Source organism: Hymenobacter ruber, assembly GCF_054783255.1.
The window spans coordinates 127,295-151,638 of the sequence record NZ_BAAGQX010000004.1 but is presented as its reverse complement, the minus strand read 5'-3'; the positions used below and the strand labels follow the sequence as shown (position 1 = coordinate 151,638).

Annotated in this window: 16 protein-coding genes and 1 pseudogene; 13 read left to right on the top strand and 4 right to left on the bottom strand. The window is 62.2% G+C overall.

Annotation, left to right across the window (positions count from 1 at the left end; translation table 11 throughout):
* Positions 1–22: 22 nt before the first annotated feature.
* From ACYVM5_RS11145 to ACYVM5_RS11105, 9 genes are all read left to right on the top strand, one after another.
* Positions 23–3,247, top strand: a complete 3,225-nt coding sequence (locus tag ACYVM5_RS11145) for a SusC/RagA family TonB-linked outer membrane protein (RefSeq protein WP_460618187.1) — start codon at positions 23–25, stop codon at positions 3,245–3,247.
* Between the two features lie 68 nt (positions 3,248–3,315).
* A complete protein-coding gene (locus ACYVM5_RS11140) occupies positions 3,316–4,821 on the top strand; it encodes a RagB/SusD family nutrient uptake outer membrane protein (RefSeq protein ID WP_460618186.1) in 1,506 nt (501 codons plus the stop codon).
* 166 nt (positions 4,822–4,987) lie between these two features.
* Positions 4,988–6,856, top strand: a complete 1,869-nt coding sequence (locus tag ACYVM5_RS11135) for a glycoside hydrolase family 2 protein (RefSeq protein WP_460618185.1) — start codon at positions 4,988–4,990, stop codon at positions 6,854–6,856.
* Positions 6,856–8,298 (top strand): hypothetical protein, encoded by a 1,443-nt coding sequence (locus tag ACYVM5_RS11130; RefSeq protein WP_460618184.1) that lies wholly within the window; start codon positions 6,856–6,858, stop codon positions 8,296–8,298. Before ACYVM5_RS11135 ends, ACYVM5_RS11130 begins: the two co-directional genes overlap by 1 nt.
* A gap of 3 nt (positions 8,299–8,301) precedes the next feature.
* Positions 8,302–9,171: a sialate O-acetylesterase gene (locus ACYVM5_RS11125; protein ID WP_460618183.1), complete on the top strand. Its 870-nt coding sequence runs from the start codon at positions 8,302–8,304 to the stop codon at positions 9,169–9,171.
* A 254-nt stretch (positions 9,172–9,425) separates the two neighbouring features.
* Positions 9,426–11,699 (top strand): glycoside hydrolase family 3 protein, encoded by a 2,274-nt coding sequence (bglX, locus tag ACYVM5_RS11120; RefSeq protein ID WP_460618182.1) that lies wholly within the window; start codon positions 9,426–9,428, stop codon positions 11,697–11,699.
* 92 nt (positions 11,700–11,791) lie between these two features.
* Positions 11,792–12,613 carry an SDR family oxidoreductase gene (locus ACYVM5_RS11115; protein ID WP_460618181.1) on the top strand — a complete coding sequence of 274 codons (822 nt, stop codon included), beginning with the start codon at positions 11,792–11,794 and terminating at the stop codon, positions 12,611–12,613.
* A 154-nt stretch (positions 12,614–12,767) separates the two neighbouring features.
* On the top strand, positions 12,768–13,934 hold the full coding sequence (gene uxuA / locus ACYVM5_RS11110) for a mannonate dehydratase (RefSeq protein WP_460618180.1): 1,167 nt from the start codon (positions 12,768–12,770) through the stop codon (positions 13,932–13,934).
* 88 nt (positions 13,935–14,022) lie between these two features.
* Positions 14,023–15,489, top strand: a complete 1,467-nt coding sequence (locus ACYVM5_RS11105; protein WP_460618179.1) for a hypothetical protein — start codon at positions 14,023–14,025, stop codon at positions 15,487–15,489.
* 3 nt (positions 15,490–15,492) lie between these two features.
* Here ACYVM5_RS11105 and ACYVM5_RS11100 read toward each other — a convergent pair whose 3' ends face one another.
* The 3 genes from ACYVM5_RS11100 to ACYVM5_RS11090 form a co-directional block, all read right to left on the bottom strand.
* Complete coding sequence (locus ACYVM5_RS11100; protein WP_460620184.1) at positions 15,493–16,830, bottom strand: PQQ-dependent sugar dehydrogenase; 1,338 nt, start codon at positions 16,828–16,830, stop codon at positions 15,493–15,495.
* A gap of 107 nt (positions 16,831–16,937) precedes the next feature.
* Complete coding sequence (locus ACYVM5_RS11095; protein WP_460618178.1) at positions 16,938–17,339, bottom strand: NUDIX hydrolase; 402 nt, start codon at positions 17,337–17,339, stop codon at positions 16,938–16,940.
* A 41-nt stretch (positions 17,340–17,380) separates the two neighbouring features.
* The gene (locus ACYVM5_RS11090; protein ID WP_460618177.1) at positions 17,381–18,493 is read right to left on the bottom strand and encodes an acyltransferase family protein; all 1,113 of its coding nucleotides are present in this window, start codon (positions 18,491–18,493) and stop codon (positions 17,381–17,383) included.
* 106 nt (positions 18,494–18,599) lie between these two features.
* On the opposite strand from ACYVM5_RS11090, the pseudogene ACYVM5_RS11085 reads away from it, so the two are divergent.
* Positions 18,600–19,337: pseudogene (locus ACYVM5_RS11085) on the top strand (DUF72 domain-containing protein).
* A gap of 29 nt (positions 19,338–19,366) precedes the next feature.
* Here the strand turns inward: ACYVM5_RS11085 and ACYVM5_RS11080 are convergent.
* Entirely contained in the window at positions 19,367–20,482 is a 1,116-nt protein-coding gene (locus ACYVM5_RS11080) for an extracellular catalytic domain type 1 short-chain-length polyhydroxyalkanoate depolymerase (protein WP_460618176.1), read from the bottom strand.
* Between the two features lie 223 nt (positions 20,483–20,705).
* On the opposite strand from ACYVM5_RS11080, the gene ACYVM5_RS11075 reads away from it, so the two are divergent.
* From ACYVM5_RS11075 to ACYVM5_RS11065, 3 genes are all read left to right on the top strand, one after another.
* On the top strand, positions 20,706–21,065 hold the full coding sequence (locus ACYVM5_RS11075; RefSeq protein ID WP_460618175.1) for a winged helix-turn-helix domain-containing protein: 360 nt from the start codon (positions 20,706–20,708) through the stop codon (positions 21,063–21,065).
* Positions 21,066–21,131: 66 nt separating this feature from the next.
* Positions 21,132–21,665: a molybdopterin-dependent oxidoreductase gene (locus tag ACYVM5_RS11070; protein ID WP_460618174.1), complete on the top strand. Its 534-nt coding sequence runs from the start codon at positions 21,132–21,134 to the stop codon at positions 21,663–21,665.
* A 98-nt stretch (positions 21,666–21,763) separates the two neighbouring features.
* The gene (locus ACYVM5_RS11065) at positions 21,764–24,343 is read left to right on the top strand and encodes a TonB-dependent receptor (protein ID WP_460618173.1); all 2,580 of its coding nucleotides are present in this window, start codon (positions 21,764–21,766) and stop codon (positions 24,341–24,343) included.
* Position 24,344 lies beyond the last annotated feature (1 nt).

The window sequence follows — 24,344 nt, the reverse complement described above, 5'->3', positions numbered from 1 at the left end:
CACCAAACTCCCACCCCAAAATATGATGGTCACTTTACGACTTGATTTCCGGCGCTGCCTGCGGCCCCTGGTGCTGCTCCCGGCCCTGAGCCTGGGCCTCGGCCTGCACCTGGCCTCGGCCGCCGACCTGGCCCCCGCCGCCCGCGCCGTGCGGGCCGACATCACGATTACGGGCCGCGTAGTGGACGAAAAAGGCGCGGGCCTGCCCGGCGTCAACGTCATCGTGAAGGGCACCAGCAACGGCACCCAGACCGATGCCGACGGCAAATACACCATCAAGGCCGCCGATGATGCCACGCTGATTTTCACCTTCGTGGGCTACGTGCTCAAGGAAGAGGCCGTGAACGGCCGCACCAGCATCGGCGCTTCGCTGACGCCCGATGCCAAGAGCCTCGACGAGGTAGTGGTGGTGGGCTACGGCGTGCAGGAAAAGAAAATGCTGGCCACGTCCATCTCCACCATCTCGGCCAAGCAGGTGGAGCTGATTCCGGTGGCCTCGCCCGCCGAGGCGCTGGTGGGCCTGGTGGCCGGGGCCCAGATTACGGAGCCCTCGGGCGAGCCGGGGGCCAGCGCGGTTATCCGCGTGCGCGGTCTGGGCTCGATTTCGGCCGGCAACAACCCGCTCTACGTGGTGGACGGCTACCCACTCAACAACGCCGACAGCTTCTCGCAGATTGCGCCCAGCGACATTCAGAGCGTGCAAATTCTGAAGGATGCGGCGGCCTGCGCCATCTACGGCTCGCGCGGCGGCAACGGCATCGTGATTGTGACCACCAAGCGCGGGTCTGCCGACGGCAACACCCGCTTCAACTTCACGGCCAACACCGGCATTCAGCAGGTGGCCAAGCGCCTGAAGCTGATGAACCGGGACCAGTTCATGGATTATTTCCGGGAGTCGGTCACCGCCGGCAACCCCACCATCACCAACCCCGATGTGCTGGCGCTGCTGAACGCCGACCCCAAAACCCTGCCCGATACCGACTGGCAGAACGAGATTTTCCAGACCGGCGTGCAGCAGCAGTACCAGCTGAGCGCCACCGGCGGCACCGATAAGTCGCGCTTCTACATCTCGGGCGGGTATTTCAAGCAGAGCGGCATCGTGAAAGGCTCGGGCCTGGAGCGCTTCGCGCTGCGCGCCAACTACGATGCCCAGCTGAGCAAGAAACTGAAGCTGGGCCTGAGCCTGGCCCCCAACTTCACCCGCACCGACGTGGTGCCGATTTCGGGCAGCTACAACGGCGGCAACATCACGGGCGGCGGCCCGGGGGGCGAAACCGGGGCCGTGACGGCTGCCATCATCATGCCGCCCATTGTGCCGGTGCACCTGGCCAACGGCGACTACGCCAGCTTGAAAACGGGTACCCGGAATGGCATCACCAACCCCGGCGACCTGCTGAGCCCCGTGGCCCCGCTGGACCTGTACAAGGACCGCAACAACGTGGCCCGCATTCTGGGCTCTTCCTTCCTCGATTTTGAGGTGCTGAGCGGGCTGCACCTGCGCACCAACCTCGGGGCCGAGCTGGTGAATGGCCGCCGCGCCATTTACGTGCCCGCCACGCTGCCCACCGCCGGCAACCAGCTCGCCAACCTGTCGAACCCTATCCTGAAGAACATCGACGCCCGGCGCATGAACAGCACCAACATGAACTGGGTATGGGAAAATACGGCTACCTACAACCGCACCTTCGCCACCAACCACAACCTGACCCTGCTGGCCGGCTACGCTGCCCAGTACAACACGGCGGAAGGCAGCACGGTAGCGGGCCAGACGGACACCTACATCAACGCCACCGTGGAGTACCCCACCGCCGCCGGCCAGGTGCTGGGGTCGGGCCTGTTCAACACGTCCAACGCGCTGACGTCTGTATTCGGCCGCCTCGACTACGCGTTTAAGGAGCGCTACATTCTGACCGCCGCGCTGCGCACGGACGGCTCGTCGCGCTTCGGCCCCGACAACCGCTACGCCACCTTCCCCTCGCTGGCCCTGGCCTGGCGCGTGGCCGAAGAGCCCTTCATCAAGCAGTTTACGGCCATCAGCGAGCTGAAGCTGCGCGCCAGCTACGGCGTGACCGGCAACAACAACATCGGCGACTACAACTTCCAGAGCTACCAGCAGCAGGGCGCCAACTACGTGTTCGGCACCGGCAACGGCATCCGCTCCTTCGGTGTGGCGGCCAACGGCGTGGCCGTGCGCGACCTGGGCTGGGAAACCAACACGCAGTACGACGCGGGCTTCGACCTGGGCCTGTTCCGCGACCGCATTTACCTGACCGTGGCCGCCTACCAGCGCAACACCACCGACCTGCTGCTCAACCGCAACATCCCCGCTATTCTGGGCTTCTCGCGGGCGCTATCCAACGTGGGCGAGGTGCGCAACCGCGGCCTGGAGTTCCAGCTGAACACGGTCAACGTCCAGGGCGGCAACTTTACATGGAGCACTTCGGCCAACCTTTCGGTCAACCGCAACCAGGTAATTGCCTTGTCCGGGGCCAACGAGCAGCTCACGTATGACGCTGTGTTTGGCTACGGCAGCTCCATCCGGGTGGTGCCGGGCCAGCCGCTGGGCGTGTTCTACGGCTACCAGCAGGAAGGCATTTACCTGAACCAGGCCGACATCGACGCCAGCCCGAAATGGACCGGCAGCGGCACCGTGGTCCGGCCCGGCGACTTCAAGTTTAAGGACGTGAACGGCGACGGCCAGATTAACACGCTCGACATCGGTGTTATCGGCAACCCGTTTCCGAAATTCACCTACGGCCTGCAAAACACCTTCGGCTACAAGGCCTTGTCGCTGGCCATTTCGCTGCAAGGCTCGCAGGGCAACGACGTGCTGTACGGCGCCGACCGCTACACCGTGAACGGGGCCGGCGGCACCAACGGCCGCATTGAGCTGCTGAACCGCTGGCGCTCGCCGGAAAGCCCCGGCGACGGCAAAACGCCCTTTGCCACCTACCGCGGCTCCCTCAAGTCGGTGTTCAACTCCTATTACGTGAACGACGCCTCGTTCCTGCGCATTCGCAACGTGACGCTGCGCTACCAGGTGCCCGGCGAGTGGATTAAGAAGGCCAGCCTGCAAAGCCTGGGCGTGTACACCAGCATCCAGAACCTGTACACGTTCACGAAATACTTCGGCTACAACCCCGAAGCCAACAACTACGGCAACACCACCGCGCCCACTTACGGCGTGGACCAGGGAGCCTACCCCATGGCCCGCACCATCACGCTGGGCGTGCAGCTGGGCTTCTAGAATGCTCTGCATGATGGCCTAACAGCCCAGTGCTCAGCCTGAAAAAACCTCTTAGACTAATTCCCACCATGACTTTCAATAAATTTTTCTCGGGCACGGCCGTGGCCACGCTGCTGGGCCTGGCCACGCTGGGCACCACGTCGTGCAGCAAGGACTTCATCGACCTGAACGACCCCACCCGCCTGCCCAGCTCCATGGGCTACACCGACTCGCTGAGCATCGTGACCGGCGTGACGGCGGCCTACTCCTCGCTGCAGGACATCTACGGCAATGGCAGCAACCGCGGCTTGTTCGTTTTTGCCGAAATTCCGTCGGACAACAGCTTCGCCGTAACGTCGGGCGAAGCCCTCAACGAGTTCAACGATTTCAGCCTCTCCGGCCTCAACCCGCGCCTGCCCAGCCAGTGGCTGGTGACCTACCGGGCCATTGCCCGCTGCAACATCATCCTGAGCCGGGCCGGCGGCGTGAAGCTCACCGATGCCACCCGCAACCGCCTCTACGGCGAGGTGCGCTTTATTCGGGCGCTGGCGTATTTCAACGCCGTGCAAATCTGGGGCGATATACCGCTGGTGACCAGTGAAATTACGTCTATTGCCGACGCCTACCAGTTTGGCCGCGCGTCCAAAGCGCAGGTGTATGACCAGATTGAAAAGGACCTGGCGTTTGCCGAACTCAACCTGCCCGCCACCCAAACCGGGGCCAACCTGGGCCGCGCCACCAAAGGAGCCGCACAGGGCCTGCTGGGCAAGGTGCTGCTGACCGAGAAGAAATACACCGACGCCGCCACCTCCCTCAAAAAGGTCATCGACGGCAACAACTACGCGTTGCAAGCCAACTACGCCAACATCTTCCTGACCAGCAATGAGATGAACACGGAGATTCTGGCCGCCGCCCGCTACACCAAGGGCGGCCTGGGCGTGGGCAGCTCGTTCAGCACCTGGTTTATGCCCGTGCTGCCCGCCGCGGTAGCCGTCACCGTGAACAACAACATCGGCCAGGGCCAGCAGTTCAATTCCGTGGACCCCGACCTCGTGGCCGCCTTCGCCGCCAGCGGGCCCACCGATGTGCGGGCCGCCGCCTCGTTCGGGTCGTCGGGCACCGGCGCGTCCATCCTCTACTACACCAAGAAGTACAACGACACGCCCACCACCACCACCGATTCCGAAAACGACTGGATTATCCTGCGCTACGCCGATGTGCTGCTCATGTACGCCGAAGCCGTGAACGAAGCGGGCGGCACCATCACCCCCGCCGCCCTCGATGCCGTGAACCGCGTCATCCGCCGCTCGCGCGGCCTGCCCGTGGCCACGCCCGCCCCGGCCGTGGACCTGCCCGCCACCATTAGCCAGACCGACCTGCGCACCCGCCTGGAGCTGGAGCGTCGCCTGGAGCTGAATTTTGAAGGCCACCGCTGGTTCGACCTCGTGCGCACCGACCGCGCCCTGCCCGTGATGAATGCCTTGTTCACGCGCTTGGGCATCAAAAACATCACTGCCAATAACCTGGTGTTCCCCCTGCCGATTCAGGAAACCCAGACCAACCCGATTCTGACCCAGAACCCGGGCTACAACTAGGGTTTGGCCGGGAAAACCGCCCGTCATGCAGAGCGCAGCGAAGCATCTTGCCCGCCACCACTATCCTGTCGATTGAATTATTACTGCGGTAAAGATGCTTCGCTGCGCTCTGCATAACGTTCCGTTTTCCCAGCTTTCTCCCAACATCCTCCTCTCCTCCCTGCACATGACCCCACCCACCCCGCTGAAGCTGCTGCTGGCCCTCGTGCTGGGCTTGGCCGGCCTCTTCACTGGCTCGTCGGCGCTTGCCCAAACCAGCCTGATTCAGAATGCGCCGGCCCGCCGCGTGCTCAGCCTCAACGGCAGCTGGAACTACATCATCGACCCCTACGAAAACGGCTTTTATGACTACCGCCGCGAGGCGTTTGATAAGTCGGCCACTGGCAAAGGCGGCTACTACGACAACCAGAAGCCCAGCAACAGTCAGGAACCTGAGCTGATTGAGTACGATTTCGACCACTCGGCCGCCCTGCAAATCCCCGGCGACTGGAACTCGCAGGACCCCAAGCTGCTGTACTACGAAGGCACAATTTGGCTGAAAAAGAGCTTTAAAATCACGCCCACGGCCGGCAAACGCTACTTTCTCTACTTCGGGGCGATTAACTACGAGTCGCACATTTACCTGAACGGCAAGAAGCTGGGCATGCACCAGGGCGGTTTCACGCCCATCCAATACGAAGTAACCGGCAAGCTCAACAGCGGCGACAATTTCGTGGTGGTGAAGGCCGACAACACCCGCCACCTCGACGCCGTGCCCACCATCAACACCGACTGGTGGAACTACGGCGGCATCACCCGCGACGTGTTTATCGCCGAAGCGCCCGAGACGTTTATCGTCGACTATAAAGTGCAGCTGGCGAAGGACAACATGAGCCAACTGGCCGGCTACGTGCAGCTTGATGGCGCTGGCAAAGCCGGCCAGTCGGTCACCCTGAACATCGCCGAAGCCGGCATCAAACAAACCCTGAAAACCGACGGCGAAGGCCGCGCCACCTTCAGCATCCCGGCGAAGAAGCTGAAACTATGGTCGCCGCTGAGCCCCAAGCTCTACGCCGTGTCGCTCACCAACGGCGCGGAAACGGTGCAGGACAAAATCGGCTTCCGCACCATCCAGACCCGCGGGCAGGACATTCTGCTGAACGGCAAATCCACGTTTATGCGCGGCATTTCCATTCACGATGAAAACCCGCTGATTCCCGGCCGGGCGCGCGGCGAGGGCGACCTCCGCATGCTGCTCACCTGGGCCAAAGAGCTGGGCTGCAACTACGTGCGCCTCGCCCATTACCCGCACAACGAAGCCATGCTGAAGCTGGCCGACGAAATGGGCCTGCTTGTCTGGGCCGAAGTACCCGTGTACTGGACCATTGCCTGGCAAAACCCCGCCACCTACCAAAACGCCGAAACCCAGCTTTCGGACCTCATTTCGATGGGGAAAAACCGGGCCAGCATCGTGGTGTGGTCCGTCGGCAACGAAACCCCGCTGAGCGACCCGCGCCTCACCTTCATGACCAACCTCGTGAAGAAAGCCCGCGCTCTTGACGATACCCGCCTCATCGCCGCCGCCCTGGAGCTGCACCGCACGCCGGATAACGTCATCCACGTCGACGACCAGCTGGGCGAATTCCTGGACCTGACCAGCTTCAACGAGTACGCTGGCTGGTACTGGGGCGGCAAGCCGAGTGAAATCACGAAGTACACCTTCGATATCAAATACAACAAGCCGGTGATGATTAGCGAGTTTGGCGGCGATGCGCTGGCCGGCTACCACGGCGACGCCGACACCCGCTGGAGCGAGGAATACCAGGAGGCGCTGTACGTGAACCAGCTGAAGATGCTGAGCACCATCCCGGGCCTGCGCGGCATGACGCCCTGGATTCTGGCTGACTTCCGCGCCACGCGGCGGCAGCACCCGGTGTATCAGAACGGGTTCAACCGCAAGGGGTTGATTTCGAGCACGGGGGTTAAGAAGAAGGCATTTTTCGTGCTACAGGAATACTACCGGCAGCAGGCGGCGAAATACGATACCGGGAAATAATGACTGCTAACTCATCCCAGCGGCTGACTGCCGCGCTCTTCCTGTGCACCCTCACGGCCCACGCGCAGTCCCGCGACAGCGCCGGATACACTCTGCGCGTCGCCGCCAAAAAGACCATCAACAACTCCACCGTCGACGGCAAAGCTGGCTTCTCGGAGTATAAGAATTACCCCACGCGCACCATCGCCACGCTGCAAGGCTTCAAGCCCGCCACCGTGAAGCTGGACAAATACGGCGGGCGGCTCGACAAGAAAACCAAAGCCACCGGCTTCTTCCACGTTGAGAAAATAGCCGGCCGCTGGTGGGCGGTGGACCCCGACGGCTACTACTTCCTGCACAACGCCCCGAACGACGTGCAGCCCGGCGGCTCCGAGCGCACTCAGAAAGCTCTGAAAGACAAGTATGGCGACCGCGCCGGCTGGATGGCGGCCACCCGCAAGTTCTTCTTTGCGAATGGCTTTAATGGCGCCGGCGCATGGTCGGCCACCAAAGAAATTCAGGCGGAAAATGCCAGGTCCGACCAGCCGCTGGCCTACACCATCAACCTGGATTTCATGAGCAAGTACGGCGACAAGCGCGGCGGCACCTACGTGCAGCCCGGCCACAAAGGCTACCCCAATGACGTGATTTTCGCGTTTGACCCCGGCTTTGAGGAATTTGCCGAGCAGCACGCCAAACAGCTGGCCCAGAACAAGAACGACAAGAACCTATTCGGCTATTTCTCCGATAACGAGATGCCGCTGCTGCGCAAAAACCTCGACGGCTACCTGAAGCTGCCCGTGACCGAACCCGGCTACGTGGCTGCCAAAAAGTGGGCCGACGAACGCAACATCACCCTCGAAACCATCACCGACCAGAACCGGGCTGATTTCCTGGCCTACGCGGCCGACCATTACTTCAGCATCGTGGCCAAGGCCATGAAGAAGTACGACCCCAATCACATGTACCTGGGCTGCCGTTTCCACGGCGCGCAGCGCTACTACCCCGAGCTGATGAAGGTGGCAGGCAAGTACCTCGATGCCGTGAGCATCAACTACTACAACAACTGGACACCCGAGAAAACCTGGGTGCGCGACTGGGAGGTTTTCGCCGGCAAGCCGTTCATCGTAACGGAATGGTACGTGAAGGGCGAGGATGCTCCCGGCCTGGCCAATACCGCCGGGGCCGGCTGGGTGGTGAAAACCCAGGCCGACCGAGGCCTCTTCTACCAGAATTTCACGCTGGGCCTGCTCGAATCGAAGAATTGCGTGGGCTGGCACTGGTTCAAATACCAAGACAACGACCCCACGCTGGTGGGTGCCGAACCTTCGAACACCAACGCCAACAAAGGCATCGTGGACAACAACCTGGAGCCCTACCAGCCCCTGCTGGACAAGATGAAGGAGCTGAACCAGCAGATGTATCACCTGGCCGATTTCTTCGACCAGCGCCAGCCACAGTAAGCCATGAAAATCACGCGCTTGTTCCTGCTGCACCTCCTGCTCCTGGCCCTGCTGCCAGCGGCCGGCCTGCGGGCGCAAGCGCTGAAACCCCGCCTCCGCCAAGTGGTAAGCCCGCCAGCCCGCCAGGAGAAATTCCAGCTCTACCTGCTCATTGGGCAGTCGAACATGGCCGGGCGCGGCCTCGTGGAAGCTCAGGATACCGTGCCCAACCGCCATGTGCTGCGCCTGAACCCGGCCGGGCAGTGGGAAGTCGCCAAAGACCCGATTCATTTCGATAAAACCATTGCCGGCGTGGGGCCGGGGCTGACGTTCGGCCGCCTCATGGCCGCGCCGGACACCAGCGTTTCCATAGGATTGATTCCGTGCGCGGTGGGCGGCTCGGGCATTGATGCCTGGACGCCCGGGGCCTACTTCGCCGACACCAAAACCCACCCTTACGACGATGCGCTGGCCCGCACCCGCACGGCCCTGCAAGCAGGTATGCTGGCCGGCATCATCTGGCACCAGGGCGAGTCGGACAGCAGCCCCGAAAAAAGCGCCCTGTATCAGCAGAAACTGAAGATTCTCATCAAGCAGCTGCGCGAGGATTTGCAGGCTCCCAACGTGCCTTTCGTGGCCGGGCAGCTGCCGGCTTTTCAGCTTAACAAAACCGGCCCCGACGGCCGGCCCCAAATCAACGAATCGGCCGTGCGCATCAACCAAGCCGTGGCCGGGCTGCAAAAACAGGTGCCGCACTACGCCTTCATCACCGCCGAGGGCACGGCTGATATCGGCGACCACACCCATTTCAACGCCGTTTCGGCCCGGCAGCTGGGCCAGCGCTACGCGGCGGCCATGCAGCAGCTGCAACGCCCGGCCCGGCGCATGCACTAAGCCCATTATCCTTTCGCAAAACCTACTCTTTCCCCATTTCCTGATTCCTCGGGTCCGCCCGGAAATCCCTGTGCTTATCTGGTGGCCGCTGGCCGTACCGGAGTCCGAAAAACAGCCCTCCCGGCCGGAACTGCGCCTCACGAGAATGGTGGGAACGTATGACTGAGGCCCCGGCCGGGGCGGCTGTGGCCGGTGGTCGCCAGAATGCACAAACCCTTTTTCCAGCTGCTGCGGCGGCTTTTCATCGTACCTAAATGACTCTTTCGTTTCCTAAGCCCCTGTTGCCGCTGCTGTTGCTGGGCCTGTTGCCCGGCACCGTCGCGGTGGCGCAAAAGAAAAAACCGGTGCCAGCGGCCACCACCGCCAGCCCTGCCGACGTTGAGCGGCGCGTGTCCGATTTGCTCGCCCAGATGACGCTGGAGGAAAAAGTGGGCCAGCTCAACCAATACTCGGGCCGCGAGGTGACCGGCCCGGCCAGCGACCGTAAGAACACGCTGCTCAGCAGCATCCGCGCCGGACAAGTGGGCTCAATGCTGAACGTGAAGGGCGTGAAGGACACCCGCGAAATCCAGGCCGTGGCGCTGGAATCGCGCCTGCATATCCCGCTGCTGTTCAGCCTCGACGTCATTCACGGCTACCAAACCACCTTCCCCATCCCGCTGGGTGAGTCGGCCTCCTGGGACCTGGACGCTATTCGGCTGGGCGCGCACGTAGCCGCCAAGGAGGCCGCCGCGTCCGGCATTCACTGGACCTTCGCGCCGATGGTGGACGTGGGCCGCGACCCGCGCTGGGGCCGCGTGATGGAGGGAGCCGGCGAAGACACCTACCTCGGCTCTCAGATTGCCAAAGCCCGCGTGCTGGGCTTCCAGGGCGAAAAACTGGGCGGCACCGATGCCATAATGGCCTGCGCCAAGCACTTTGCGGCCTACGGGGCCGCCACCGCCGGCCGCGAATACAACGCCGTGGACATCAGCGAGCAGCAGCTTTGGGAGACCTACCTGCCGCCCTTCCGCGCCGCCGCCGAAGCCGGCGTGGCCACGTTCATGAACTCCTTCAACACCCTGAACGGCATCCCGGCCACCGGCAACGCTTATTTGCAGCGCGACATTCTGAAAGGCCAGTGGAGATATCCCGGCTTCGTGGTGAGCGACTGGGGCTCCATTGGCGAGCTGGCCAACTGGGGCTACGCGGCCGACAAAACCGACGCCGCCCAAAAGGCCATCACTGCCGGTTCCGACATGGACATGGAAAGCGACGCCTACCATCAGAAACTGGCAAAGCTGGTAACGGACGGCAAGGTGAATATCGGCTTGGTGGATGACGCCGTGCGCCGCATTCTGCGCAAGAAATTCGAGCTCGGCCTGTTCGACGACCCCTACAAATTCTCAGACGAGAAACGCGAAAAGCAAGTCTTGGGCGACCCGCAAAACCGCGCCGCCGCCCGCCAGATGGCCCAGAAATCCCTGGTCCTGCTGAAGAACGAAAACGCCACCCTGCCGCTCACCAAAACGCTGCGCAAAATTGCGCTCATCGGCCCCATCGCCAAATCCCGGCGCGACCTCAACGGCAGCTGGGCCGTGGACAGCGACACCACCCGCATTACCTCGCTCTACGACGGCCTGCGCCAGCGTGCGGGCAAAACCACCGAGCTGCTCTACGCCAAGGGCTGCAACGTTGCGGGAGATTCCCGCGCCGGTTTCGAGCAGGCCATTGCCACCGCCAAAAACGCCGACGTAATTGTGCTGGCCGTGGGCGAAACCTGGGACATGAGCGGCGAAGCCAAGTCGCGCACCGACATCCACCTCCCCGGCGTGCAGGAAGAGCTTTTCAAAGCCCTGAAAGCCACTGGCAAGCCCGTGGCCGTGGTCGTCTTCGGCGGCCGGCCGCTGATTTTCGACGCCATATCCGAGCAGGCCGATGCCATTCTCTACGCCTGGTGGCCCGGCTCGGAAGGCGGCACCGCGCTGGCCGATGTGCTCTACGGCGACTACAATCCCGCCGGCAAGCTGCCCATCACCTTCCCTCGCGCCGTGGGCCAGATTCCCATTGCCTACAACCAGCAGTACAACACCGGCCGCCCCATCACCAAGCCCGGCGATATCCGCTACAAATCGGCCTACATCGACGCGCCCAACACGCCGCGCTACGCCTTCGGCTACGGCCTGAGCTACACCACGTTCAAGTATTCAGACCTGAAAATCAGCCAGTCCCAATTGAAAGCGGGCGAGGCGGCCCAAGTGACTTTCACGCTCACCAACACCGGCAAAGTGGCCGGCGAAGAAGTCACCCAGCTCTACCTCCGCGACCCCGTGGCCTCCGTGGCCCGGCCGCTCAAAGAGCTCAAGGATTTCCGCAAAATCAGCCTCAAGCCCGGCGAAAGCAAAACCGTGACGTTCACCATCGACAAGGACAAGCTGGCCTTCTACAACTCCAGACTGGAGTGGGCGGCCGAGCCCGGCAAATTCAACCTCATGGTCGGCAGCGCTTCGGACGATATCCGGCTCGAAGGAAACCTGGAACTGCTGTAGGGGTAGGGCTTGTCCCCGCCCGCACGGTCGCGCCAAAATAACAGTTCCGTTCAACGACGGGCGGGGACAAGCCCCGCTCCTACCCCTATTTTATGCCTTCCCTTTCCCAGTTCTCATTAAAAGATAAAGTCGTCATCATCACCGGGGCCACTGGCGTGCTGGGCGCATCCATGTCGCTGGCCGTAGCGGAGGCCGGGGCCAAAGTGGCCATCTTGGGCCGCAACACCGAGCGGGCCGAAGCCCGCGCCGCCGCCATCCGCGCCATTGGCGGCGAGGCGCTGGTGGTGCTGGCCGACGTGCTCGACGTGGCCCAGATGAACGCGGCCTGCGATAAAATAATGAGCACCTGGGGCCGCATTGACGGACTGGTAAACGCCGCTGGCGGCAATATGCCGGGTGCCACGGTTGGGCCCGCCCAAAACCTATTCGACGTGGGCATTGAGGACACCCGCCGGGCCGTTGATTTGAACCTGTTCGGCACCGTGATTCCGACCACCGTATTCGGGCGCGTGATGGCCGACCAGGGCACGGGCTCCATTGTCAATATTTCCTCGCTCACGGCTCAGCGGCCCCTCACCCGCGTGATGGGCTACACAATGGCCAAAACTGCCATCGAGGGCTACACCCGCTGGATGGCCACCGAGTTGGGCCTGCGCTATGGGGGCGGCATCCGCATGAATGCCATCGCGCCGGGCGTGTTCCTCACCGAGCAAAACCGCGACCTGCTCATCGCCGCCGACGGCTCGCCCACCGAGCGGGCCACCAAATTCATTAGCCACACGCCCTTCCAGCGCTTCGGCGAGCCGGAGGAACTGACGGGTACGCTGATTTACCTGCTCAGCAACGCCTCGCGGTTTGTGAACGGCGAAACGGTGGTGGTCGATGGCGGTTTCAATGCTTACAGCGGCGTGTAATAGGTTCATTTATGAACAATAACAGGCCGTCATGCAGAGCGTAGCGAAGCATCTTTACCTCATTATTAACTCAATCGAAAGGATTGGTGGCGGCGGTAAAGATGCTTCGCTGCGCTCTGCATAACGTTCCAATAAACAATACCCTCAACCAACAATGCCCATTATCCAAAGCTGGCGCTGGTACGGCCCCAACGACCCTGTGAGCCTCGCCGACATCCGCCAGGCCGGCGCTACCGATGTGGTGACGGCCCTGCACCACATCCCCAACGGCGAGGTCTGGACGGTGGCGGAAATCAAAAAACGCCAGGAAATCGTGCGCGCCGCCGGCCTCACGTGGAGCGTGGTGGAAAGCGTGCCCGTGCACGAAAACATTAAAACCCGCACCGGCAATTTTCCGCATTATATCACCAATTATCAGGAGTCGCTGCGCAACCTGGCGGCCTGCGGCATCTTCACGGTGACATATAATTTCATGCCCGTACTGGACTGGACGCGCACCGATTTAGCCTACGAAGTGGAGGACGGCTCCAAAGCCTTGCGCTTCGAAAAAGCCGCTTTCGTAGCCTTCGATACGCAGCTGCTGAAGCGCCGGAATGCTGCCCAGGACTACACGCCCGAGGAATTAAGCAACGCCGAAGCCCGCTTCGCCGCCATGAGCGCCGAGGAGAAACAGCTGCTTCAGCGCAACATCATCGCCGGCCTGCCGGGCAGCGAGGAGAGCTTTACCCTGGAAAAATTCCAGCAGGCGCTCGATGCCTACGAGGGTATTGACGCTGCTAAGCTGCGCGAGCATCTGATTCTATTTTTGCAGGCCGTGGTGCCGGTAGCCGAGCGGGTTGGAATTAACCTCGCCATTCACCCCGACGACCCGCCCTACCCCATCCTGGGCCTGCCGCGTGTGGTGAGCACCGCCGAGGACGTAGCCGCACTGGCAGCGGCCGTGCCTTCGCCGGCCAACGGCCTGTGCTTTTGCACCGGCTCTTTCGGGGTGCGGGCCGATAACGACCTGCCGGCCATGGTGCGGCAGTTTGCCGGGCGCATTCACTTCATCCACCTGCGCAGCACCCAGCGCGACGCGGAGGGCAATTTCTACGAAGCCAACCACCTTGAAGGCGATGTGGACATGTACGCCGTGATGCGCGAGCTCATCCTGGTCATGCGCCAGCGCAATGTGAGCCTGCCCATGCGCCCCGACCACGGCCACCAGATGCTCGACGACCTCCACAAGAAAACCAACCCCGGCTACTCGGCCATCGGCCGCCTGCGCGGGCTGGCCGAATTGCGCGGCCTGGAAATGGGCATCACGCGCGGCCTGGCGTAGGGTTTGGGGGCTTCCCGGCGCAGGCTGCCGTAATTTGGCCGGCCCGGGCCGCGGTGGCCGGTCACCTTCTACCCCCAACTTGCGCTATATGCTGAAACGAAACTGGCATTATCTCCTGCTCCTTTTTCTGATTGGCGATTTAGCGTACTCCGGCTGGCAGTATTTTCAGTTTCCTCTTGATGGCGACCTAGCCCCCATCGTAGCTCCCGGTAAAGCCTACAGTACCGTGCTGCACGACCCGTTTGGGCTGCGGGCCCTGCTGGGGCACGAAATTTACCCGGCCCCGAACCGGTTTTTCGCGCACCTTTTTTTGCACGAATATTTCCGGCACGTGCCCCGGCTGCTACAAGGCGTGCTGAGCCCTCTCGATAGCGTGTACGCGGCCTGCGCCCTGCTGAAACTGGTTGTGCACATGCTGCTGGTGTACGTGCTGGCCGTGGCCATCAGCAATTCACGCAACGTGCTGGGCCGGAAATTCCTGCTGGCGGCGGCATTAATTACGCCGCTGCTCCAGGCCGAGGGCTACGGCGGCCAGATGGGCGTCATCGACTGGTCGGTGACGTATGCGGCCTTCTACGCGCTGCCCATGAGCTTGCTGCTGCTGTTTTTCCTGCCGTTTTTGCGAGCGGCGCTGCACGGCACGCCGTTGCGCTTGTCGGCGCTGGAGTACGCGGGGCTGCTGGGGCTGGTGGTGGTGCTGGCGCTGAATGGGCCAGTTATTCCGGCCGTGGTGCTGCTGGTGTGCCCCACGGCGCTGCTGCTGGCCTGGCGCGGGCACTTCGCGGGGCTGGCCAATGGCATGAACTGGTTCCGGCGGGCGGCGGTGGCCGTGGGGGCGCTGCCCTGGCGCACGCTCAGCCTGTTTGCCTTGTTCAGCGTCCTGAGCCTGTACTCGCTCTACATCGGCCGGAATAACTCCGAAAATCTATGGGCGGGCATCCCGATGCCCGAGCGCTACGCCCGGTTGCCGTTTGGGGTCTACGATGAACTCACGGGCAAGCTGGGCTTGCCGCTGCTGCTCATCATGTTGCTGGTGAATGCCTGGTTGATAGCGCGTTCAGTGCGCACCCCCCTGGGGGCCAAGGCCCAGCAGGCCCTGCAATGGCTGGGGGTGTTTGCACTGGTGTATATGCTGCTGCTGCCGCTGGGCGGCTACCGCGCCTACCGGGAAAACGTCATCCGGCGCGACAGTATTCTGCCCATTCTGGTCGGCATGATTGGCTGTTTTGCCTTTTCGAGCTACTACCTGCTCACGCACCTGCCGGCCGGGGCCCGGCGGCGCTACGCGGCGGCTATAGCCGTTTTTGCGGCTCTTTTCACGGTGGCCGACAAGCCCCGCGCCCGCGACTTCAACACCTGCGAACGGCAGCTTTTCACCACGCTGGCCCAGTCAACCGAGCCGGTGGTGCTCCTACCCTCCGACTGTAACCTCATGAGTTGGGAGCCGCTCACCGACTATCACAACTCGGACATTAATACCGCGATGATGCAACAATGGGGCATCATCAAAACGCCCCGGCTGTACTACCAGCAGCCCGTGCCGGCCGTAAAGTGAAGCTTATTTAGCAACGCTCACGCGCCATATTTTGTCGGCCGCGTCGTCGGCCACCAGCAGGGAGCCGTCGGGTAGCGTGGTCACGCCCACGGGGCGGCCATAGGCGTCCTTCGTATCGCCGCCGGCCAGGAAGCCGGTGAGGAAGTCCTCCGGTTTGCCGGGCTTGCCGTTGGCGAAAGGCACAAAAACTACTTTGTAACCCGAAAACTGCGTGCGGTTCCAGGAGCCGTGCTCGCCAATAAAAGCGCCGTTGCGGTACTTGGCGGGGAAAGCGTCTTTATCATAAAATGTGAGGCCGAGGGCGGCTACATGCGCCCCCAACGGTACATCGGGAACCAGGGCTTTTTTGACTAGGTCGGGCCGCTCGTTTTTGCGGCGGGGCTCCTCGTTCTGGCCGTAGTACGAGTAGGGCCAGCCGTAGAAACCGCCCTCCGTTACGCTGGTGAAGTAATCAGGCACTAGCTCATCGCCCAGCTCGTCGCGCTCATTCACCACGGCCCAGAGCTTGCCGGTGCCGGGCTGCCACTGCAGGCCAATGGGATTGCGCAGGCCGCTGGCGAATACTTTCTCGCCCGTGCCGTCGGGGTTAAACTGGAGAATATTGGCGCGGCGCACCTCGTTCTCGGCCCCGTGCTCCTGCACGTTGCTGCCCGAGCCCACCGTCACGTAGATTTTAGAGCCGTCGGGCGCGGCCAGCAGGTTGCGGGTCCAGTGGTTGTTGTAGCCGCCCTTGGGCAGGTCGAGAATGCGCTGGCCCGAGCCCGTGATTTTGGTAGCGCCGGGCTGGTAGGGGAAGCGCAGCACGCCATTGGTGTTGGCCACGTAGAAATTATTGCCCATAATCAGCATCCCAAACGGCTGGCTGAGGCCTGCCAGAAAGGTGGTGCGGAGGTCGGGCGTACCGTCGTGATTGGTGTCGCGCAGCAGCGTGATGCGGTTGGCGCTGTGGTCGCGCAGCGAGCGGGACTTGTCCAATTTGAGCTCGGCGGCCACTTTTTTGGTCATGCTCATGGGCACGGTGCTGGCTTCGGCCACCAGTACGTCGCCGTTGGGGGCCACGTACATCCAACGTGGGCTGTCCAGCTTGCCGGCATACTCGGCCACCGTGAAGCCGGCGGGAGCCACGGGCGTTTTGCCGGCCGGCCAGGGCTGGATGTTCACCCGATTGGTGACGGATTTAGTGGCGTAGGGCGCGGGCAGTCTCACCGAATCGGCGGCGGGCGTGGCCACGGTTTGGGCCGGCGTGTTGGCGGCGGCCTCCTGTTTTTCCTGTTTGCTGGGGCCACCGCAGGCAGCCAGTAGGCCCAGGCCGGCCAACAGGAACGGAACGTTTTTCGACATCATAGCGCGGAGAAGTGGATGAGCCCGCGCAGCCGGTGGGGCCGTGCAGGGGCAGTCATTTTTACTTCCGGATGGCGAATTGGTTGCGACTCAGCTTGCCACCGGCTTCAGTCGGCTAGCATGCCCTGTTTCTTCAGCCAGTCAAAAATCAGTTGGTCCACGGCTGATACCTGCGCCCGGTGCCGGTAGGTCAGCCACGTCACTTCCGCAATTTCGGCGGCCGGCTGCAGCGTGCCGGTGTAGCGGGCGTAGTAGCAGGCCATGCGTACCTGCACGCCCGCCGGATGCCCATGGGCGGGCGCCTCAAACGTGCCGGCGTGCGCCAGGCTGGCCGGGTCGAGGGCCACGGTCAGCTCCTCTTCGATTTCGCGCAGCAGGGTTTGGGCATCGGTTTCGCCGGGCTCGCGCTTGCCGCCGGGGAAGTAGTACCGGTCTTTGCCGTGGCTGCGGGTGCTCAGCACTTCGCCGTTGCGCAGGTGCAGCCAGGCTATTTTGTCGATGATGGACATAAGAAGTGAAGTCAGTTCAGGCCCGTTAAACTTCGCCTTTATCAGGCCAGCGCGGCCACGGACCGGGCCGGCTGGCGCAGCACACGCCGCAGCCAGTGGTTGAGCGGCTCCTCCACCAGCCAGTACAGGACAATGGATACCGCGTACAGCGCCAGCACGGTCAGCACATCGCTCTGCAACGCATTATGAACCAGATGCTGCAGCACGCCCATGTGCAGCAAGTAGAATACGTAGGAGCTTTTGCCCAGCACCAGCAGCGGCGGGCTGCTGAGCAGGCGGCTCAGCCAGGTGGTTTCCCGCACCAATCCCCACAGCAGCGGCCCGATGCCCAGCAGCGGCAGCAGGACGTTGTTGAGCAGCATGCCCACCGGCTGCATCACCCCGAACGCCCCGATTGCCGGGCCGTGCAGCAGACTCAGCCCCCCCAGGCACAGCGCGCAGCCGGCCAGCCCGTAGTACGTGAGAAAGCGCGGCGCCGCGTGCGTGCCCGGCCGCCGCAGCCACCACGCCAGCGCCACGCCCACAAAAAACTCCACCGCCCGGCCCAGGTAGGTGAACTGAAACAGAAAATCGAATGAGCCGAAAAACCCGTGCCACGCCTGCCCCCGGCATACCAGCACCAGCCCCACCCCCAGCAGCCCCAGCCCCAGCGGCAGCGCCCCCAGCCACCGCGCGTTGCGCCGGATGAGCCAGAAAGCCAGCGGCGCCGATACGTAGAACATTTCCTCCACCGTCAGCGACCAGCCCTGCTTGATGCCGGTGTACAAAAACTCCTCAAACAGCCCCCGCAGGAAGGTAATGTTAAGTAGGTAGGTTTTGAAATCGCCCAGATTGCTGGCCGGGTCGGCCTGGTGAATGATGAGAAACGTGGCCGTGGTCAGCAGGAAATACATGGGGTAGATGCGCGCAAACCGATTGGCGAAGTAGGTGCGCAGCGGCACCCGCTCCTGGCCCAGGTAGCGGTAGCCAATCAGGAAGCCGCTCAGCACAAAAAACACCGTCACGCCTATGTGCATTTCGGCCACCAGGCTGTGCAGCCGCCAGCCCACTCTTTCCGGATTCAGCGGGTTGAAATGGTGGGCCAGCACCAGCGCGGCAGCCACCGCTCGCAAGCCGGTCAGGGCCGGAAAATACTGCTTACTTGTTTCGTTCATACTTGCTCGGACTGACGGCTTCCGAAAGGTAGTACGTGCCTCCTTCAGTCGCGGGGGCACGGCCCTGCGTAGAACCTGATGCGGGCATCTTTGCCCAGTCTCTCCTATGAATTCCACGCCTTACACCGGTTGTTCCGGCTTTTCTTTCCGCGACTGGAAGGGCATCTTTTATCCCGAAGGCCTGCCGCCGCGCAAGTGGTTCGCATACTACTGCACCCAATTCAACACCCTGGAGCTGAACGTGACCTTCTACCGAATGCCCGCACTGAAGGCCTTCGAAACCTGGTACACCCAAAGCCCGCCCGACTTCCGGTTTGCGGTGAAAGCGCCGCGCCAGGTCACGCACTACAAGAAATTCAACGCCGAGGCGCAGGCCATTCTAGCCGATTTTTATGGCACCGTCGCCGAAGGCCTGAAAGAAAAGCTCGGCCCCGTACTCTTCCAGCTACCGCCCAAAGCCGCCTACACCTAGGAGCTGCTCCAACGACTGCTCGACAGCCTCGACCCGGTTTTTCAGAACGTGGTCGAATTCCGCCACCCCAACTGGTGGGACGGTGAGGTGCAGCGCACACTTGCCCGGCACCACATTGCTTTTGTAGGCCAGAGCTACCCGCCGCCCCTGGAGCTACCCGACGAAGTAGTGGCCAACACCGATGTCATCTACTACCGCTTCCACGGGGTGCCGGAGTTGTATAAATCGCCCTACAGTCCGGAGTTTCTGGCGCGCATTGCTGCCGAAATCAAAGCGCCCCAAAGCGTGCGCGAAGTGTACCTCTATTTCAACAATGGCATCGGGGCGGTGGGCGTGGAAAATGCCCGGCAGATGCAGGCACTTTTCGCCTGATTACGCCTTGGCCCCAAGGCTCAGGCCGCTTATCTAATCACCTTCCGGCGGTACACCTGTTTATCAGCCGTCACTTGCAGGTAATAGGTTCCTTTGGCCCACTGGTGCGCATCCAGCACCAAGCTGCCCCCTACGCTGGAGGCCCGCACCGGCACCGCCCGGCCCAGCACGTCGAACAACACGACATCGGCCGGCTGAATTGGCACGTTTGCACGCAGGTACAGCAAGGCCGCATCATCGGCAGGAATGGGCCACACCTCCAGCGCGCGGCCGGCCGTTAGCACCGGCGGCTCAGCGGCCGTGAGTTTGTCGAGGCTATAGCGGCGCAGGAAACGCCATATTTCGACGCTCGCACTGATATCAAAGTTGGTTACCCCAGCAATGTAAGGGGCGCTGGGCCAGGTGTGCTCCCCGCCCAGCACCCGAAAATGCTCGACGACACTACCATTGCGGCCATTTGCCCACACCAGATGCTCAACCGTCGAATTATCGGTCTGAGAAATATTCGGCATCGCGGTGACTTTGGGCGTGGGCGTACAGCCGTTGTACTGTATCCAAAAGTTGAGAATGGAAGAAACTGATGCCCAATGATTAATCTGGTTTGTTCCCTCATACGGCACCGCACCGTCGGCAGTGCCATGAATGGCTAGAATGGGCGTTGGATGCTGGGGCGCGCACCCCGCCAGGCGGGTTACGTTTTGCGTGCCCGCCACGGAGGCAATAGCGGCAATGCGCCCGTTTAGCTGGCAAGCCAGCTCGTAGCTCATGAAGCCGCCGTTGCTCATGCCGGTGCTATAAATCCGGTTCTTGTCGACGCTGTAGCGCGCGCAGATGGTGTCGATAAGCGCCGACAGATACGCTACATCGTCTATGCCACCAGCACTGGGCGCCTCAAACACATTCCACATGCGGTTGCCGGCGCTATTCACCTCTCCGTTGGGGTGGAGGATGAGGAAATTCGCCGTATCGGCAATTGGCCGAAAATCACCGTAGTATTCCTGAAAGGCGTCATTGGAAGACAAGGCATGAATATTCAGCAAAAGCGGCACCGGCTTGCCCGGCTGGTATGAAGCCGGTATATACAGCCGGTAATGACGCAATAGATTGCCGCTATGAACCTGACTATCTACTGTTTGCTGAGCCATCGCCGACCCAAATCCAAGCAGGAATATGGCAATGAATAACGCAGTAGAACACCGTATAAAGGCACCCATAACAAGTCGATACTGAACCCGCTTTTGGGAAGGCAAAAGCTTAAATCAAATGTACTTGATTTTAAACGCTTGCGGCAGATGAAACAGTTGGTTTCACGCTCATTCCTTAACTTGAGAAGCTAGCCTATATCTGAGAAGCCCCCATCATTGCCCCATGAAACCCCTCTTGCTGCCCACCCGCTCCTACCGCCTCAACGGCCGCCTCTGGCTCGAAACCGACGACGGCCGCTTCCTCGGCATCGGCCGGCTGGAGCTGCTGGAACAGATTGCGGCGCTGGGCTCCATCTCGAAGGCTGCGCAGGCCATGGGCATGTCCTACAAGCGCGCCTGGGATTTGGTGAGTTCCATGAATGCGCAGGCCGCCACGCCGCTGGTGAGCACCCAAACCGGCGGCACCAAAGGCGGCGGGGCCGTTGTGACGGAGGCCGGTCAAGAAGCCATTGTGGCGTTTAAAGCCCTGCAAGCCCGTTTTCAGGAATTCATGGCCCTCGAAACAAACCGGTTGCAGGCGTAGTTGCCGAGGAGCGGGTCGTTATATCTTTGCAAACACAACGACCTTGCTACTCTCCGGCTCGCCTCTATGCTCCTCACTGCTACGTTTGCTTCCCGCTTTCGCTTGTTGCTCACCGCCACTGCATTGAGCGGTGGCTTACAGCTGACAGCAGCGGCCCAAACGGTTCCTGCGTCGGTGGGCATCCGGGTAATCGGCAACAACCTCGCCCAGTCCGTGCTATTGAGCCCGGCACAGCTGGCCAAGCTCCCGCGCCAGCAAGTGACGCGGCCCGACCACGACGGTAAAAAACGCACCTACTCCGGCGTGGCGCTCTACGCCTTGCTCACGGCGGCCGGTACCAAACGCGGCCCCGACCTGCCCCGCAAGGGCATGGCCCACTACGTGCTGGTGAGCGCCGCCGATGGCTACCAGGCCGTATTCGCCCTGGCAGAGCTGGACCCCGCTTTCGCCCAAAGCTCTGTGCTGCTGGCCGACCGCTGCGACGGCCAGCCTCTGCCCGCCACCGCCGGCCCCTACCAAATCATCGTGCCCGACGACAAGAAAATGGGCCGCTGCGTGCGCCAGGTGCAAAGCCTGCGCGTGGTAGCCGCCCAGCCCTAAGCCTGATACCACCCCGTTTCCCCTCCCCCTGCTGCATGTTTGCATGTCTACCGCGTCGCGCCCGCCCAGCGCTGCTTGCGGCCGTCGCCCTCCCGGCGATGGCCGCCCATAGCCAAACCGTGGCCCCGGCCGATACAACCCGTAAAAAAGTCGATTTGGAGGAAGTAGTCGTGTCTGCTTCCAAAATTGAAGAGAGTTTTTTGCAGTCGCCGGTGACGGTGGAAAAGCTGAACGCGCGTGCGCTGCGCCTCACGCCCGCACCGTCGTTTTTCGATGCCATTGAATACCTCAAAGGCGTGCAGGTGATTACGCCCAGCCTGGCTTTTAAGGTGATAAATGCCCGGGGCTTCACCAATACCACCAACGTGCGCTTCGCCCAACTCGTGGATGGCGTGGACAACCAGGCCCCGCACATCGGTGGGCCGATTGGAAATGTGTTGGGGCCGAACGATTTGGATATCATGTCGGTGGAAGTCGTGCCCGGCACGGCCTCCGCGCTCTACGGGCTGAACGCCATCAACGGGCTGGCCAACTTCCGGACGAAAAATCCCTTCAATTCCGAAGGCCTGAGCGTGCAGCAGAAAACGGGTGTTAACCACGTCAGCGACCCGTATAGCGGGGCCAAAATTTTCTCCGAAACCAGCCTGCGCTACGCCAAGGTATGGGTGCCCGATAAGCTGGCCTTCAAGGTGAACTGCACCTACCTGCGCGGCTACGACTGGGTGGCCAACGACCAGACCGACATCAACCCCAACGGCAACGCCAGCACCGGCCTGTTTGGCGCCAACAACCCGGCCGCCGACCAGGTGAACCGCTACGGCAACGAGTCGTCGGACCGCCGCAACCTCACCCTGGGCGGCAAGAGCTACTCGGTGGCCCGCACTGGCTACGACGAGCGGGATTTGGTCGATTACAATCTCAAAACCCTGAAGGCCGACGCGGCTTTGCACTACCGCTTCCGGCCCGGCACGGAGCTGGCCTACACCTACCGCGTGGCCGGTTTCGACAACGTGTATCAGCGCTCGAACCGCTTCCAGCTGCAGGATTACCGCCTGCAGCAGCACGCCCTGAGCCTGACCACGCCCGTAGTGCAGACCCGCGCCTACTTCACCCAGGAAAACACCGGCCGCAGCTACAACCTGCGCTCGATGGGCGAGAACATCGACCGCAGCTACAAGCCGGATAACACCTGGTACGGCGACTTCACCACAGCCTGGAACGCGGCTACAGCCGCCGGCCAGCCCGTGCCCCAGGCCCTGGCCAGCGCCCGCGCTGCCGCCGATGCCGGCCGCCTCCAGCCCGGCACCGACGCCTTCAACCAGCGCCTGAACCAGCTACAGGACGTGAACAACTGGGACGTGGGCGCGGCCCTGCGCGTGCGCGCCAGCCTGCTGCACGCTGAGGCCCAGGCCAACCTGGCCGAGGCCCTGCGGCGTGGCGGCTCCCACCTGCCCGCCAACCTCGACCTGCTGGTCGGGGCCGACCACCGCACCTACATCGTAGTGCCGGATGGCAACTATTTCATCAACCCCAACCCCGGCAAAGACCCGCTCCGCGACAACCTGACCTACTCCAAAACGGGCGGTTTCGTGCAGGCCGGCGGGCGGTTTTTTGCCGAAAAGCTGCGCCTCACGGCCACGCTACGGGCCGATAAGAACGACTACTTTGATGTGAAATTTAACCCGCGATTCACGGCCGTGGTGTCGCCCACACCGCGCCAGAATTTCCGCCTCAGCTACCAGAGCGGCTATCGGTTTCCGAGCCTCTTCGAGGGTTTCAGCAACGTGAACAGCGGGCAGGTAAAGCGCATTGGTGGGCTGCGGGTGATGTCGGACGGCGTGTTTGAGAACAGCTATTTGCGCAGCAGCATCGACCGCTTCAACACGGCCGTAACGGCGGGCATCAACGGTACGCCGGCCCAGACGCGCGCCCAGGCCATTGCCGCTAACCAAAGCCTGCTGGTGAAAAACCCCTACACCTACATCAAGCCCGAATACATCCGCTCGCTTGAAGCGGGCTACAAGGCCACTTTCGGGCCGGGCGGGCGGCTGCTGGTCGATGTAGATTTTTACTACAATTCCTACCGCGATTTCATCGCACAAGTGGAAGCCTACGTGCCGGTAGCCACGGGCAGCGGCACGCCCCTGCCGGCCGATGCCAGCCTCACGGCCGTAGCCACGTCCCTCAACAACACCAACCTGACCGGCACTACGCCCACTCAGGCCCGCTACCGCCTCTGGACCAATTCGCAGAGCCTGGTGTATAACTACGGCGGCTCGCTGGGCCTGCGCTACGAGCTGGACCATGGCTACCTCGCGGGAGCCAACAGCACCTACACCCGCCTCGACCGCACCGAAAACGGCGACGGCCTCGAAGACGGCTTCAACACCCCGCGCTGGTCCTACAATCTGAGCCTGGGCAACGAAAACGCCTACAAAAACCTCGGTTTCGGCTTCAACTACCGCTGGCAGCAGGGCTATTATTCCCAAACCTTCCTGGTGAATGGCACTGTGGCCGCCTATCATACCCTCGATGCCCAACTCAGCTACACCGTGCCCGCGCCCAACCTGCGCTTCAAGCTGGGCGCCAGCAACGTGCTCAACGATTACTACGTGACCTATCTCGGCGGACCAAGCGTGGGCGGGCTGTATTATCTGGCCATCACCTATTCAATGTAGC